At 63.3% G+C, this 15,008-nt stretch carries 15 protein-coding genes; 5 read left to right on the top strand and 10 right to left on the bottom strand.

Translation table 11 applies throughout. The annotated features are described in order from the left end of the window. Window positions 1-97: 97 nt before the first annotated feature. Window positions 98-454 carry a helix-turn-helix transcriptional regulator gene (locus tag NMG46_RS26725; protein WP_254820338.1) on the top strand — a complete coding sequence of 119 codons (357 nt, stop codon included), beginning with the start codon at window positions 98-100 and terminating at the stop codon, window positions 452-454. Between the two features lie 94 nt (window positions 455-548). Beyond that, window positions 549-1,295: a metallophosphoesterase gene (locus tag NMG46_RS26720; RefSeq protein WP_254820337.1), complete on the top strand. Its 747-nt coding sequence runs from the start codon at window positions 549-551 to the stop codon at window positions 1,293-1,295. 57 nt (window positions 1,296-1,352) lie between these two features. Here NMG46_RS26720 and NMG46_RS26715 read toward each other — a convergent pair whose 3' ends face one another. Further along, complete coding sequence (locus NMG46_RS26715) at window positions 1,353-3,365, bottom strand: DNA/RNA non-specific endonuclease (RefSeq protein ID WP_254820336.1); 2,013 nt, start codon at window positions 3,363-3,365, stop codon at window positions 1,353-1,355. Continuing rightward, window positions 3,313-3,780 carry a hypothetical protein gene (locus tag NMG46_RS26710; RefSeq protein WP_254820335.1) on the bottom strand — a complete coding sequence of 156 codons (468 nt, stop codon included), beginning with the start codon at window positions 3,778-3,780 and terminating at the stop codon, window positions 3,313-3,315. Before NMG46_RS26710 ends, NMG46_RS26715 begins: the two co-directional genes overlap by 53 nt. A 262-nt stretch (window positions 3,781-4,042) precedes the next feature. Here NMG46_RS26710 and NMG46_RS26705 point away from each other — a divergent pair, with 262 nt between their 5' ends. Beyond that, complete coding sequence (locus tag NMG46_RS26705) at window positions 4,043-4,924, top strand: SH3 domain-containing protein (protein WP_254820334.1); 882 nt, start codon at window positions 4,043-4,045, stop codon at window positions 4,922-4,924. Window positions 4,925-5,110: 186 nt separating this feature from the next. Beyond that, window positions 5,111-8,614 carry a carbamoyl-phosphate synthase large subunit gene (gene carB / locus NMG46_RS26700; RefSeq protein ID WP_254820333.1) on the top strand — a complete coding sequence of 1,168 codons (3,504 nt, stop codon included), beginning with the start codon at window positions 5,111-5,113 and terminating at the stop codon, window positions 8,612-8,614. Window position 8,615: 1 nt separating this feature from the next. Here the strand turns inward: carB and NMG46_RS26695 are convergent, their stop codons facing one another. The 7 genes from NMG46_RS26695 to NMG46_RS26670 all read right to left on the bottom strand — a co-directional run bounded on the left by NMG46_RS26695 (window position 8,616) and on the right by NMG46_RS26670 (window position 13,591). Further along, the gene (locus NMG46_RS26695) at window positions 8,616-9,779 is read right to left on the bottom strand and encodes a branched-chain amino acid ABC transporter substrate-binding protein (protein ID WP_254820332.1); all 1,164 of its coding nucleotides are present in this window, start codon (window positions 9,777-9,779) and stop codon (window positions 8,616-8,618) included. Continuing rightward, window positions 9,766-9,897: a hypothetical protein gene (locus tag NMG46_RS29790; RefSeq protein ID WP_302897169.1), complete on the bottom strand. Its 132-nt coding sequence runs from the start codon at window positions 9,895-9,897 to the stop codon at window positions 9,766-9,768. Before NMG46_RS29790 ends, NMG46_RS26695 begins: the two co-directional genes overlap by 14 nt. Window positions 9,898-10,321: 424 nt before the next feature. After that, window positions 10,322-10,786 carry a DUF6644 family protein gene (locus NMG46_RS26690; protein ID WP_254820331.1) on the bottom strand — a complete coding sequence of 155 codons (465 nt, stop codon included), beginning with the start codon at window positions 10,784-10,786 and terminating at the stop codon, window positions 10,322-10,324. Next, on the bottom strand, window positions 10,787-11,170 hold the full coding sequence (locus NMG46_RS26685; protein WP_254820330.1) for a DUF6152 family protein: 384 nt from the start codon (window positions 11,168-11,170) through the stop codon (window positions 10,787-10,789). Between the two features lie 258 nt (window positions 11,171-11,428). Continuing rightward, window positions 11,429-12,175 carry a DUF899 family protein gene (locus NMG46_RS26680; RefSeq protein ID WP_254820329.1) on the bottom strand — a complete coding sequence of 249 codons (747 nt, stop codon included), beginning with the start codon at window positions 12,173-12,175 and terminating at the stop codon, window positions 11,429-11,431. A gap of 158 nt (window positions 12,176-12,333) precedes the next feature. Then, window positions 12,334-12,822 (bottom strand): N-acetyltransferase, encoded by a 489-nt coding sequence (locus NMG46_RS26675; protein WP_254820328.1) that lies wholly within the window; start codon window positions 12,820-12,822, stop codon window positions 12,334-12,336. Further along, window positions 12,815-13,591, bottom strand: a complete 777-nt coding sequence (locus NMG46_RS26670) for a transglycosylase SLT domain-containing protein (protein WP_254820327.1) — start codon at window positions 13,589-13,591, stop codon at window positions 12,815-12,817. Before NMG46_RS26670 ends, NMG46_RS26675 begins: the two co-directional genes overlap by 8 nt. Window positions 13,592-13,798: 207 nt before the next feature. Here NMG46_RS26670 and NMG46_RS26665 point away from each other — a divergent pair, with 207 nt between their 5' ends. Then, window positions 13,799-14,371, top strand: a complete 573-nt coding sequence (locus NMG46_RS26665) for a methylated-DNA--[protein]-cysteine S-methyltransferase (protein ID WP_254820326.1) — start codon at window positions 13,799-13,801, stop codon at window positions 14,369-14,371. A 51-nt stretch (window positions 14,372-14,422) separates the two neighbouring features. Here the strand turns inward: NMG46_RS26665 and NMG46_RS26660 are convergent, their stop codons facing one another. Beyond that, window positions 14,423-14,749: a hypothetical protein gene (locus tag NMG46_RS26660; protein WP_023719370.1), complete on the bottom strand. Its 327-nt coding sequence runs from the start codon at window positions 14,747-14,749 to the stop codon at window positions 14,423-14,425. Window positions 14,750-15,008: the final 259 nt, after the last annotated feature.

The following is a 15,008-nucleotide window of genomic DNA, read 5'->3' as shown; positions in this document are numbered from 1 at the left end:
CCGGTGGCAGGACGGGCCGACGGGACGAAACTATGTGTCCATTGGCCACGAGAGGAGATGCGTTGAAATCGGCTCCGAATGTGCTTAATTCCTGGGCATGACCTTGCCCCATCCCACCGCCGACCAGATCAGCCTGGCGAACGTGCTTGCCGTGCTCGGCGACCCGACGCGACTGGCCATAGTGCGCTATCTCGCCAGCAAAGAGGGCGTGCCGCTGAATTGCAGCCGGTTCCTCGACTTCGCCTCGAAAACCAATCTGAGTTACCATTTGGCCAAGCTGCGTGAGGCCGGCGTCACCCGCACCGAGGCGGTTGGCACCAGCCGATTGATCACGCTGCGCCGTGACGATCTCGACCGCCGCTTTCCGGGCCTGCTCGACAGCGTTATTGCCGCGGCCGGCGATGACGCATCGTTGCCGGCGGTCGGCGGCCACGAGATCGAAGTCCGCGCCTGACCAGCGCGAAGCTGGGTTCCGCTCTCGCCCGCTTCGCGAGACGAGCAAAGTAGCTTCACCTGCCCTCCAGCCATTCCAATTAACGGAGCCTGCCATGCGCATTGCCGTCCTCGCCGACATCCACGGCAATGTCCTGGCGCTCGACGCCGTGCTCGACGATCTGCGGCAGCGCGGCGGCGCCGACCTAATCGTCGATCTCGGCGATTGCGTTTCCGGCCCGCTGTGGCCGCGCGAGACCATGGACCGGCTCGAGGCGCTCGACCTGCCGACGGTACGCGGCAATCACGACCGCCGCGTTGCCCGCGACACTGCCGACGAGACCATGTGGCCGTCCGACCGCTACGCGCAGGAACGGCTGACGGCAGCCCAGCGTGAGGCGCTGTTCGCGCTGCCCGTCATGCTGGAGGTGGCGCCCGGCGTGATCGCCTTCCATGCCCGGCCCGACCACGACGAAAAATACCTGACTGACGCGATCGTCGAGGGCCGGCTGGTGCGCGCGCCGCTGGCCGCAATCGAGCGGCGCCTCGGCGCGGTCGATCCCGCCTGCCGCATCATGCTTTGCGGCCACAGCCACCGCAGCGAGCTGATCCGCATTCCCGGCGGTCCGGTCATTTTCAATCCGGGCAGCATCGGCTGCCCGGCCTATGACGATTCGACCCCACCGGCGCATGTCTCGGAGCAAGGCTCGCCACACGCCCGCTATGGCATCGTCGACTTGCACCCCGATCGTTTCGAATCCATCGCCGTCGACTATGACCATGACGCGGCGGCGCGTCAGGCCGAGCAGGCGGGGCGGCCCGAATGGGCTCACGCGCTGCGCACCGGCTTCATGCCGGACTGAGCTTGCTCATGCCGGGCTGAACGGATGACCGCCTTCGAGCGGCAGAAGCCGCAATCTTCAGTTGTCGGACGCGGATCGCTTCGATCGCCTGGCAGGACGTCTGGCGCCGGCCGCCGAAGCCTTGGGCGCCGAAGCCTTGGGCGTCGAAGTCTTGGGCGATGAAGCCTTTGGCCGTGACGTACTGGGCGTTAGATGCCTTGGGTTGAAAGTCTGTGCTGGAGCCGATTCGGAACCGGCCCGAATGTCGGCGTCGCGCACCTGCTGGCCAAAGTTCAGACCGGTCAGCTGTTCGATCTCGGCCACCGTCGAAAGAAACTCCGATACCCTGGCAATTTCAAGCGGGTCGTCGAATGCCTCGGCACGCTCGCCGAACGCTTCGGGCATCACTTCCAAAACCGGCTTCTGGTCGGCCAGCAGCGCGATGGCGCGCAGGCCACCTTGATCGGACCACAGCGCGATCTTCCAGAACTTCAGCGGAACATGGCTGTCGAAGCGGTAGGGAGGATCGTCCTCGCGGAACACTGGCCCGGCAAACACCGTGACCCGGCCTCGCGTCGTATAAGCGTTGCGCAGCACATAGGTTTCCACCGCGCGCCATCTCAGCTTCCCCTTGGAGCCGGGATGGTCAAGCGAGCTTCCCTGATTGAAGAAGCCGACTTGCGGCGCAGCATTGGTATAAAAGAACGTGTCGCGTTCTGCCGCGACCGCCTCCTGATCGACGCCCCATGCGGGGTCCCCGCGAAGCGTAATATGGCCCTTCTGGAACATTCGAGCTATTCGTTCCTTGGATTTTGCGACGGGAAATCCGGGCACATTCTGGCTCGAATAGAATTCCTGGGTCATCTGCTCGCCAAGGTCGATGCGGCGATCGGGCCGGAAAGCATCGCTGGCTTCCGACCCGGAAATCGACTCCACCCCCAGGTTGACAAGCGACGGGTTGTCGATGACCGTCTTGTCCTCACGATTGACCGCCTTGGTGCGGGATCCATCGATATTGCAGGCGGTGACGAAGGCAAGCCTGCGATCGGCGTTCATCAAGATCGAAAAATGATGGTAGCGCAATTCGTGTGGGTCCTCGCCGGGTTTGGCAAGAAGGTTTTTGGCCAACCGGTAGGGTGAATTGGCAACCGTCGGCATTGGCAGGACAAAGCCCGGTATGAAGCCGGGTTCATACCCTCCACGATCATCGAAATCCTCTGTTTTCCAACCCGCGGCCTCGGCGATGGCCATGACCTTGGCGGGTTTGCTTGCTGGACCTTTGCCGTCGTTTCGTCTTGCATCGCCTCCGTCGCGGTCGATCAACGGCGCGCGGACATTTATCTCGACGGGAAAAGTCCACGTGACCGAGCCATCGGCATTATGTCTCGTCGCTGGCGCGCCGCGATCCGGTTCAGGCCGCTGCACCGGCTTGTCCGGCACGTCTCCGCGAATGTCGGCGTTCAGCCGAACTGTCTCATCCATCATGCGCGGCGTGCCGGACCAAATCGCCAGAGCTTCCGAAACCGCCGATGCCGACGAGCCCGGCAGCCTGGACTTTCTAGCGCCCAGATCGTCAACGATGGCGCTGATCCGTATGCCTTCGTTGATCTCGCGCGCAAGCGCATAGCCAGCTATGCCCGTCACCTCGTGGAACGGGCCGGCCCAATGGTGCAGGGCAATGGGCTCCCATTCGTTGTTGAAGACCGGTGAACCGGACGAACCCTGTTCGGTATCGGCAACATAGTGCAGCACTTGAACCGTTTCGTCGCGGGCCACCAGCCGGTTTTCACGCAGGACCAGTTCCTTGAAGCGGCCATCGGGATGCTGGACGATGTTGGCGATTTCGCCGAGCATATGCTTGTCGCGCGCGTCCGACAGCGAGATAAAACCGAACTCCCCCAGTTCCTTTGGGCCGGAACGCCGCTCGCCGACCCCGATCAGCGTGTAATCCAGACCTTCTATGCTATCGGTCACGAAACAGGATTCAGGATCGAACAGGAACGTCGTCGGCGTGCGCACGGCATTTGCACCGTCCTGCTCATAATCGAACTGGACCTGGAAGCGCCGGGAATCCGCCGGCGACGAAATCACATGGTTGTTTGTGAGGAACAGCCTTGGCCCGACCAGAACCCGATCCTTGCGGATTGCCGTTTAGAAAGGCAACGCGGCCGACCGCATCGGCGGCACGGCGCCCACGCTCCAGAAATGCGACCCCGATGAAATCGAGCGTTGGGCCGAGAATTGCCTCCGGTCCTGGCTGTTTGGCGGCCACCTTTCTTTCCCCGGCAGATCTCATGTCGATTGCTGCCGATATCATCTCCGCCTCGGTGCGGCTGAGCGACGCCTTTACCTGCAACCTGTCGAGGCGCCTGGAGAGGGTCTGTTCGGCGGCCAGCGGATTGCCGTTGGCGATGTGACCAAGTGAAGCCCCAATTTCGGCGCGCGTTTTCTTGATACGCTGGCGAACTATGTTTTCCACTTGCGCGAATATTTCAAGGTCGACCATATTGCCCTCCTCAACCTTACTTGAGAGAGTGCATATTTACATGAAACGTGCAATATTTTGCCGGCTGTTAGTTCACGGAAGTGGCCTGGTCCGATTCATCGCGCGGCCCCTTTTCGGGCTTACACAGCGCCGTCTCGTCGCCTATAAAAACCGGCTGGCGTGCGATGGCGCTTTCGTGCCTGGCCGCGCCTTCGGCAATTGAACCTACCGCCCATGGCAGATGATTAGGCGCACAGTAACACTCCCGACGACGCTGCTTGCGATGGTTGCCGCTCCGCTGATGCTGGCGGAGCTGCCGGCCAACGGCCAGGAGCCGGAGCTCATCATCTCGATTGTGACGGGTCTCGCTCCCGATGACCTCCTGAACGTGCGCGCCACGGCATCGGCCATGGGCAAGATCGAGGCACGGCTGCCGAGTGGTTCGAGCGTGAAAAATCTCGGCTGCGGCGAGGTCAGCGGCTACAAGTGGTGCAAGGTCGAAGACATTGACGACCCGAAGCTGAGCGGATGGGCACCCGCACGCTACCTCGACCCTATCAATCCCCGGCAAGTGACACCCCAGGCAGCGGCCGATACGGAGAGCCCTGCCTCTCAACCGCTGCCCGATCTGACAACGCGCCTTGGCGCAACTGCTCCCGAAACGTCGCTGAACACCGCTGACGCAATCGGCAGGGTGGCTATCGAGGACGCTTACCGCCTGGCCCTGGCCGCTGGCAATCCCTCGACTGGACAGGTTGATGGATCGGCGCCCGCGGCAGTAGATCCCGTCCAGAATTTCGGCGCGACCAACGCGGCGCCTCCGGCCGACGCACAGACCGTTGCACGGCTGCAGCCGCCGGGGACACCATTCCCGGGTGCCGGCAACGTCATTCCTTGCGCGCGCTATCTCGGCCAGCCGATGACCAACTGCAAGGCAGGCGTCGCGCGCACCGGCGACAAAACCGACGTGACCGTGACCTGGCCCGATGGCGGCACGCGCATCATCAGCTTCCAGGCCGGCAAGCCGGCCGGTTCGAATGGGCCGGGCGAATTCCGCTTCACGCGCGAAGGCAGCCTCAACATAATCCGCGTCGGCGTTGCCGAGCGCTTCGAGATTACGGATCAGTTCGCGCTGGGGGATAGTGGTAGGGGAATCAGGCAGTAGGGCAGTAGGGCAATATGTTTAAAGGGCGCTCGAACCTACTGCCCTACTGCCTCATTTTCGGGGTTACATCCGGCAAAACTCTTCCCTATAAGGCCCTCCTAGCCTGATACCAGAATCGCGAGCACAACCGGCCGGGTCTTCCCGTCCGGTTTTTCGTGCAAGCCGCCTGCCGAACGGACCTTCGATATGCCAAGACGCACCGACATCAAGTCGATCCTGATCATCGGGGCCGGCCCCATCGTCATCGGCCAGGCCTGCGAGTTCGACTATTCCGGTACCCAGGCCTGCAAGGCGCTAAAGGAAGAGGGTTTTCGCGTCATCCTGGTCAATTCCAACCCGGCCACCATCATGACCGACCCGGAGCTGGCCGATGCCACCTATATCGAGCCGATCACGCCGGAAGTGGTTGCCAAGATCATCGCCAAGGAGCGGCCCGACGCGCTGCTGCCGACCATGGGCGGCCAGACCGCCCTCAACACCGCTCTGTCGCTGCGCCGCATGGGCGTGCTCGACCGCTACAATGTCGAGATGATCGGCGCCGACGCCACCGCAATCGACAAGGCGGAGGACCGTGCACTGTTTCGCGAGGCAATGAGCAAGATCGGCCTGGAAACGCCGAAGTCGATGCTGGCCAACGCCACCGACGTCAAGAATGCCGACCGCAAGACGCACGAGGCCGAACGCGCCGCGCTGAAAGCCGAGAAGCCGGAAAACCTCGACGCCGCGCTCGACGCGCTGGAAACCCGCTGGAATCTCGGCGAAGGTGACCGCAAGCAGCGCTATATCAGCCATGCCATGGCGATTGCAGCACAAGCGCTCGACCATGTCGGCCTGCCCGCAATTATCCGCCCCTCCTTCACCATGGGCGGCACCGGCGGCGGCATTGCCTACAACCGGGCTGAATTCTTCGAGATCGTGCAGTCCGGCCTCGATGCCTCGCCGACCACCGAAGTGCTGATCGAGGAAAGCGTGCTCGGCTGGAAGGAGTACGAGATGGAGGTCGTCCGCGACAGGGCGGACAATTGCATCATCGTCTGCTCGATCGAGAACATCGACCCCATGGGTGTGCATACCGGCGATTCGATCACCGTCGCCCCTGCCCTGACCTTGACCGACAAAGAATACCAGATGATGCGCAACGCCTCGATAGCGGTGCTGCGTGAGATTGGCGTCGAGACCGGCGGCTCCAACGTACAGTTCGCCGTCAATCCGGCGGACGGCCGTCTGGTGGTCATCGAGATGAACCCGCGCGTCTCGCGCTCGTCCGCGCTGGCCTCCAAGGCGACAGGCTTCCCGATCGCCAAGATCGCCGCCAAGCTCGCCGTCGGCTACACGCTGGACGAGCTCGAGAACGACATCACCGGCGGCGCGACGCCGGCGTCGTTCGAGCCGAGCATCGATTATGTCGTCACCAAGATCCCGCGCTTTGCCTTCGAGAAATTCCCCGGCGCCGAGCCGGTGCTGACCACCTCGATGAAGTCGGTCGGCGAGGTCATGGCCATCGGCCGCACTTTTCAGGAATCGCTGCAGAAGGCGCTGCGCGGGCTGGAAACCGGACTGACCGGTCTGGACGAGATCGAGATCCCCGGCATCGGCCACGGCAGCGCGCCCGCCAGCCATGTCGACGACCGCAACGCCATTCGCGCCGCACTCGGCACGCCGACACCCGACCGGCTGCGCATGGTGGCGCAGGCGATCCGCATGGGCACCTCGCTGGAAGACGTGCACGCAATGTGCAAGATCGATCCGTGGTTCCTTGAGCAGATCGCTGGCATCCTCGCCATGGAGGATCGCATCCGTGAGCACGGCATTCCCGAGGACGCCGCCAATCTGCGCATGCTGAAGGCGATGGGTTTCTCCGACGCCCGCCTCGCCTCCCTGGTCAGGAAAGACGTCGAAGAAGTCCAGAAGATTAGGCGTACGCTCGACGTTCATCCGGTCTACAAGCGCATCGACACCTGCGCCGCCGAGTTCGCCTCGCCCACCGCCTACATGTATTCGACCTATGAAGTGCCGTTCGCCGGCAGTCTCGCCAATGAGGCGCAGGTCTCGTCGCGCAAAAAGGTCGTCATCCTCGGCGGCGGCCCCAACCGCATCGGCCAGGGCATCGAGTTCGACTATTGCTGCTGCCATGCCGCGTTTGCGCTGCGCGACGCCGGCTTCGAGGCGATCATGATCAACTGCAACCCGGAGACCGTCTCGACCGACTACGACACCTCCGACCGGCTCTATTTCGAGCCGCTGACGCCGGAGGACGTGCTGGAGATCCTGCGCACCGAACAGGCCTCGGGCGAGCTGGTCGGCGTCATCGTCCAGTTCGGCGGCCAGACGCCGCTGAAGCTGGCGGATGCGCTGGAGAAGGCCGGCATCCCGATCCTCGGCACTTCGCCCGACATGATCGATCTCGCCGAGGACCGCGACCGCTTCCAGAAGCTGCTGCACAAGCTCGGCCTCAGCCAGCCGAAGAACGGCATCGCCTATTCGGTCGAGCAGGCCCGCCTCGTCGCCGGCGAGCTCGGCTTCCCGCTGGTCGTGCGCCCGTCCTATGTGCTCGGCGGCCGCGCCATGCAGATCATCCACGACGAGAGCATGCTGCAGACCTATCTGCTCGACACCGTGCCCGGCCTGGTGCCGGAAGACATCAAGCAGAAATACCCCAACGACAAAACAGGCCAGATCAACACGCTGCTCGGCAAGAACCCGCTTCTGTTCGATACCTATCTGTCGGGCGCCATCGAGGTCGACGTCGATTGCCTCTGTGACGGCAAGTCGACCTACGTCTCCGGCATATTGGAACACATCGAGGAAGCCGGCATCCATTCGGGCGACAGTGCCTGCTCGCTGCCGGTGCACTCGCTGCCCTCGGAGCTTGTCGACGAGCTGGAGCGCCAGACGGCGGCACTCGCCCGCGCGCTCAATGTCGGCGGCCTGATGAACGTGCAATATGCGATCAAGGACGGCACGGTCTATGTGCTGGAGGTCAACCCGCGTGCGTCGCGCACCGTGCCCTTCGTCGCCAAGACCATCGGCCGGCCGATCGCCAAGATCGCCGCCCGCATCATGGCCGGCGAGAGCCTGGAAGACGCCTTCGCCCATTACGGCGCCATGCCCGACCCCCGCAATCCCGGCCACATCGCAGTCAAGGAAGCAGTCTTCCCCTTCGCCCGCTTCCCCGGCGTCGATATATTGCTCGGCCCGGAAATGCGCTCGACCGGAGAGGTCATGGGCCTCGACCGCGACTTCGCGCTCGCCTTCGCCAAGAGCCAGCTGGGCGCGGGTGTCGACCTCCCCCGCGCGGGCACGCTGTTCGTCTCGGTGCGCGACGAGGACAAGAAAGGCATTCTGCCGGCGGTCAAGCGCCTGGCCGGCCAGGGTTTCAAAGTGCTGGCCACCTCCGGCACCGCCCGCTTCCTCGCCGAGAACGGCGTCGCGGCGGAGAAGATCAACAAGGTGCTGGAAGGCCGCCCGCATATCGAGGACGCCATCCGCAACCGCCAGGTACAGATCGTCTTCAACACCACGGACGGCCAGAAAGCGGTGTCGGACTCGAAGTCGCTGCGCCGGGCGACGCTGATGCAGAAAGTGCCGTATTATACGACACTGTCGGGGGCGGCGGCAGTGGCCGAGGCGATTGCGGCGCTGAGGGCGGGGAGTTTGGAGGTTCGGCCGTTGCAGGAGTATTTTGCGTAAGCTATGGGGATTGGAAATCCATCATGAGTGTGCCGTCTCCCCGCCTTTTCCAGACGTACATTGTTACGTCACGCTGATTTCGATCTCCCTTCGCGTCGAAGGTCAGGTTCCCCAACACGGTCGGAATTGGCTGGCCGGATTTTATAGAAGCCGCAACAGCCCTTGGCGCCTGACCACCTGCCATTTCGATACCCTTGGCCGCCACTTGGACTGCCGCATAGGACTTCAGCGTGTAGTCTGCCGGCTCGAATCCTTGAGAACGAAAGCGCGCGACAACGTCGGCTGCGGCAGGATTGCTCCGGTCCTCGAGCGAAAATGCTATTAGCACGCCTTCCAATGCGGGCCCCGCTTTCCCGGGCAGATCGTGAACTAGAGCTCCATCTCCGGAGATGAACTGAACCTTCAGCCCAGCTTCCTTGGTTTGGCGAACGAGCGGACCAAAATCGTCAGCAAGCCCCGCGAAGAAGAGAACTTCGATCTTCATCGATTTAAGTTTGCTGATGAGGTCTGCAAAATCGCCTTGGCCGGATTTGATCTTTTTGGCCAGCTTTTCAGGATGCCCCTTCGCTCGCAGCGCTTTTCTTGCCTTGTTCGCTAAGCCATCACCATAGGGCGTACCATCGCTAACGATGGCAAGATTTTGTGCTGAGAAATGATCGGCCATATACTCGCCGGCAAACCTCCCCTGAACATCGTCACGACCGACCGTGCGAATGACATTCCAAAGTTTGAATTCGGTAAGAGCGGGATTTGACGACGCGGGGCTGACCATCAAAGTGTTGTTCTTGGCATAGATCATCGCGGCAGGGACAGAACTGCCTGAGTTGAAATGGCCGATAACAAAGCGAACCCCCTCTTTTGCCAATCTCTTGGCGAGGGCTATCGCGGTGGCTGGTGTATACTGATCATCGAGCACGGTGAGTACTATCTTGCATCCTCGTACCCCGCCCTTGGCATTAATGTCGTCTACTGCAAGTTGAGCGCCCCGCCGCATCTCCTCACCGTCGTACGCCCAATCGCCGGTCATAGGACCGACCACTGCCATGGGAATATCGGCGCATTTTGCAGTGGCGGGTTGAGGCAAAGCCATAAAAGCGACGAACATCGCCAGCGGCAGCCTGATCCATAAAAATGTCTGGTATTTTCGTAGGCTAATCCACAACATCGACGACGGCCTCCTTCACGATTTTGTTCTTTGTTCTCTCCAACTTGCTTGCAGCCTTGCGCATCCTGGTTACAGCTTCCTTCGCCTTGTCGCCGTCAATTGTGTCGCGTTTGATCACTTCATTTTCGACAAGTTGAAGCGACGAATTTTTTCGGCAGCTTGTTCATGACTCGCCCTCCCTATCCCCAGATGGATTTGGGGATGACTTTACTTTAAAGACAAGCGGAAATTATCCTGGAAGGGCAGAAGTTGACGCTTCACGCCACCGCCACGCACTCGATCTGGATATCAAACTCCATCGGCCACGAGGCCACCGGCACAAAACTCCGCGCCGGCGAGTTCGTCGAAAAATACTTCGCATAGACGCGGTTGATGGTTTGTAGAAGCCGGAATTGACGGCATAGATGCGCACCATGACTATGTTTTCCAACGAGGTGCCGGCCGCTTCGAGGCAATGTTTCAGCGCCTTTCAGCCACGCCTCGGTCTGCGTTTCGAGCCACGAACCATCTCGCACGTTGCGAACGCCAGCGCCTCGCTCGCCTCAGCCGAGAAACCCAATAAACCGCCCCGCAAACAGCACGGACGTCCACAGCACCAGCGAAAGCACAGCCAGCACGGCCATGGCCCCACCGCCCGGCTCGTCACCGCCTTTTGCACGGCGCATGAAGACGAGGAAGTTTGCGCCCGCGAGCAGGATGAGCGTCATCTTGGCGAGGAAGATCGGCATCGCCGCATACTCGCTCGCCCTGACTGAAAACAGGAGCGACCCCGTGACCAGCGCACCGGCGAACGCGGTCAATGCGATGCGGCGCAGCAGCACGATGAATGCCGCCTGCGGCAGGGAGCGGAAGGCGCCCAGGATCCTGAGGTCCATGAGCCAGACGCTGGTCAGCAGCGAGCCGATCGACATGATGTGCAGCGCGTTGACGATTGGATAGGCGACGAAGGAGGCCTTCAGTCCCCGCACCAAGGCGAGTTGCTCGATGCCGGCGAAAAACCCGTCCATTCAGGCCGGCGGCACGCGGTCGGGATATACGTCATAGGTCTTGCCGCCGACGATGACGCGCACTGCCTTCATGCGCTTTTCGCTCTCGTCGCGCGAGCGGTGGCCGATCGCGGTCACCTCGTCGCCGACCTTGGCGACCTCCTCGGTGAAGCCGGCGGCGATCGTGCGCGACGGTGGCGCCATCTCCACCCGCCAGGCCTCTCCCTTCGCGTCGACGTCAAGCGTGGCGTGCGGGTTGCCGATATAGATGGCTGTGATCCTGCCCTTGAGTTCGAAGAACCCGTCCTGCGTCCACGACCAGCCGTGATGGGCATAGGCTGCGGTGCCGGCGGCAAGCATCACCGCCGCTGCCAGCGTGGCGCCCCGAATGAAAGGTGACAGCATCGCTCGTCTCCTCGGTTCCGGCATTAGAGGGTAGGTCAGCGCGCCGCAGCGTCAAATCACATAGGGTCTGCGCCGCCCCTCATTGTCCTGCCGGGCATTTCTCCCCGTATAGTGACGGGGAGAAAGGTTGCCGTCGCCACGGATTTCGCCAATCTCCAGAGTTGAAGAAAGTGAGCTGAGTTTGCCGCCAGCCCCCTTCTCCCGTCCCTCTACGAGGAGAAGATGCCGGCAGGCAGATGAGGGCGGCGCCGAGCGACGCTAGTGGCAGCAAGCCTCTCTGTACTGCAGCTGCTCCTGCCAGCTCTGCGCCCTGCCCTCCGGGGTAAAATCCATCAGGTTCCACAGGATCTCGCAGGTGCCTATGGCGCGCGGGTCCTGGCCGGGTTCGGGCGGCGCGAAGCCGAGTTCGGAGCTCCAGAAGTGGCGGATGCCGTCGCCGTCGCGGTGGAACACCGACAGCACGGGGAGCTGCGCGCCATCCTCGGCCTCGGCGTGATAGTCGCGCTTGAAGCTGTTGCCGGCCGACGAGACCAGCCGCATATTTTTCCAGCCGCGGTCGCGGCCGAGCGTCAGCAGGTTTTCCAGCGCGGTCTTGGCTACGACAGCGAAATTGTAGCCGGCGGCCTCGAGGTGGCCAATGGCGCCGTCGAACTGGTCGAGCAGCGCCGTGCAGGACGGGCAAGGCTGGTCCGGTCTGGGCAGCTTCGCCGTGCCGCCGCTCGTCGCCACGTCGCGCGTCTCCTGCGGGTGGCGCGGAAACATCATCGAATAGACGATCAGCGTGTCCTTGCCCGGCGCAAACAGTTCCGAAAGCTTGATCCTGGCGGGCTTGCCGTCCGGCCCCAGCCCGTCGAAGACATAGTCCTGTGGCACCAGCCCGCCCGGCGGCAGCGCGCGCCGCGCGACGGCGACATCCTCCATGGCGCGGCGCAGCTCGATCTCCTGCTGCAGCAGCTTTTCGCGGGCGGTGCGGTATTCCTGGGACTCGTTGGGAAAGGTGATCATCGTCATCTCCATCTGCCGTGCTTTTTGGCGGCGCGCCGTTCGTGGCAACGCGCCTGCCTCCCAAGGACGCATCGCGCGAAACGGTTCCGACATTTTGCGCAGGCGCCGTGGCGACAAGAACCCGGGCTGCCGCCTTCAAAAAGGACGAACGGCGCTCCTCACCCCGCCCAATCCACCTCGATCATCCCCAGCCACTGATAGAGCCTGACCGCGGCCGCGTTCTCGACGGTATTGGTCTTGAGATCAACATGCGCCGCACCCCTTGCCTGAAACACCGTAAACGCGTAGCGCATCAGCGCCTCGGCTATGCCCTTGCCGCGCGCCTCGGGATGAACGGCAAGATCCTTGACGAACCCCGTCGCCCAGCAGAGCGCCGCGCCCGCCAACCGCCCCTTGCCGTCGATGACCAGGAAACACAAAGCGGGATCGAATTCCGCGTCGCCCGAAATGCGTGGCCACCATTCGTCGAACGGCCCATCGGCGCCGTCGTCGAACACCGCGGTCAAAAGTGCATGCAAAGCGAGCGCATCGACGGCTTCGAAGCCGCGCATGAAAAAACCTTCCGGCCAGCGCGGCGCCAGAAGCCTGTCGTCGAGGATCTTGCGCAGTCTTATGTCGTTCGGCGCCGGTGGGCGCGGCTCAGGCATCGGGCTGCATGCGGCGGCGCAGGCTGTCGCTGCCGAGGCCGGTTTCGCCCAGCATCCCCTTGCGTTTGGCGTCATAGTAGTAGCCGCTCTGGTAGAGCCGGTCGGCGCGCTTGGGATTGCCGCCCGACACCAGCCAGGCGCCGCGCAGATATTTCACCGCATATTTCAGGTTGGTCTCGGCGTCGAACAGGCCGCTCGCCGGCCCGTCATAGCCCATGCCGCGCGCCGTCGCGTGCTTGATCTGCATCAGCCCCCAATGCCCGTGATTGTAGGCTTTCGGGTTGAAGGTGCTCTCGCGGTTGACGACGCTGCGCACCAGATCGACCGGCACCTCGTACAGCGCGGAATATTTCTCGATCAGCCGCTCGATCTCGCTGCGGGCGCCGGCGTTCGACTGGCCCTCCGCCGGGTCGGTCGCGGCCAGAACGGCCGGGTTTTGCGGCACCGTGTAGGAAACCGGCTGAATGCCGGGCATGGCGGCAGTCTGGCCGGTGACCGGCATGGCGACGGCAGCCACCGCGGTGGCTGGCTGGGCATTGGCGGTCATGACGGCGGGAGCAGTTGCCGCCAGCGGCGTCGGCCCGGCAAAGGCGGCGGCCGGCGCGACCGGCAGTGCTGCTGTCTGGGCGGCGCCGGACGGTTCCGGCAGCACCGAAACAGTGTCGGGCAGCGCCAGCGTGAAGCCGGCATCGGTAGTGGCCGTATTTCCCGTGAAGGCAGGCGCCGGGGTCGCCGGCGAAGTCGAGGTGCAGCCGCTGAGAGCGGCCACGGCCAACACCGCCGCTAGGACGCGAAAGAGGAATTTTGCTGGCAAGCGGCGCTCGGGTCCGGTTCGTCGGGTGTTAAGAAGTCCTTACACCAGCATCTTTCCCCGGGCAATCCGCGCTAGAAGGTGGTTTTCGGGTGGCGGTCCGGGCCGGGAAATGCGATATTGTTCTGGATTTGTACTTCGAAGGATTCCGGAAAGGAGCACGCCATGGACGCCTCTCATGCCACCGCCGGCCACGCGGTCTTCGAAACCGTGCTCGGCTACATGGGTATCGCCTGGAGCGAAGCCGGGCTGACCCGGCTCTGCCTGCCGCAGCGCAACCGCGACGCGGTAGAGCGCCGGCTGCTGCGCCATGCCTCCGACGTCGAACAAGCCGTGAAGCCCGAGCCGCAATGGGTTGCCGAGCTGATCGCGTCGATCAAGGCCTATGCCGCCGGCGAGGATATCGATTTCTCCGGCGTGCCGGTCGATCTCAGCGGCGTCGACGAGTTCCGCCTGGCGATCTATGACGCGGCGCGAAAGCTCGCCTTCGGCGAAACCACCACCTATGGCGAACTGGCCAAACGCGCCGGCCATGCCGGGCTGGCGCGTGAGACGGGCGCGGCACTCGGCGCCAACCCGGTGCCTCTGGTCATTCCCTGTCACCGCATCCTTGCCGCCGGCGGCAAGATCGGCGGCTTTTCCGCCCCCGGCGGCTCGGCCACCAAGGAAAAGATGCTGGCAATGGAAGGCGTACGCGTCGGCCCGCCGCCGCCAGCGCAGGTGTCGTTCGGGTTTTAGCTGTGCTGATATTCAGGTGAGGCCGGCACCCCGCGCACCATCTCGACCAGCCTAATCCGGAAGCAGGCGCCGGCGGAAGCGGCGGTCGATCTCCACCCGCTTGCACTTGTAGACGGTGCACGAATTCGTATCGGCACTCGGCACCGAGGCCCGCGCCCTGACCTCGCCGATGTCGCAGAATTGCTGGCTCCGCACATAGCGGTCGTAGAGCGCCAGGCCCGGCACGCGCGCCGATCTGTAGCGCAGGATGACCGCCCCCTCGCGCGCGATCGTCGCCTGCACCTTGCCGCAGCTCATGCGGGTCGGGTCGTAGCGCGAGACCGCCTGCGCCTCGGCGGCCACCAGCGTCAGGCAAGCGGCAAGCAGAACGATTTTCATGTCCCTCTCCCCAAAACCCGGTCGCGCCCGAAGCCGGCGCGATCCTCCCGCGTCAGGCGCGCAACGACGACGCTCTCACGCGATTGGGGCGGCCGTTGGGCAGCGTTGCCGCCGCGCCATTTTCCGCCCCGTCTGTCGGTAGCAAATCAAGTTGTCCGGTTTGGTAGCACATCATTTGTCCGCTTCAGTTTTGCGTCGAAGCGGTTCACGCGGCTTGCCCGGTGCGGCAGGTCTCTTGGATTGTGGCGCCGTCGGGCGT

Source organism: Mesorhizobium sp. LMG 17147, assembly GCF_024297145.1.
Lineage (GTDB): Bacteria > Pseudomonadota > Alphaproteobacteria > Rhizobiales > Rhizobiaceae > Mesorhizobium.
This window is presented reverse-complemented; position numbering and strand designations above follow the sequence as displayed.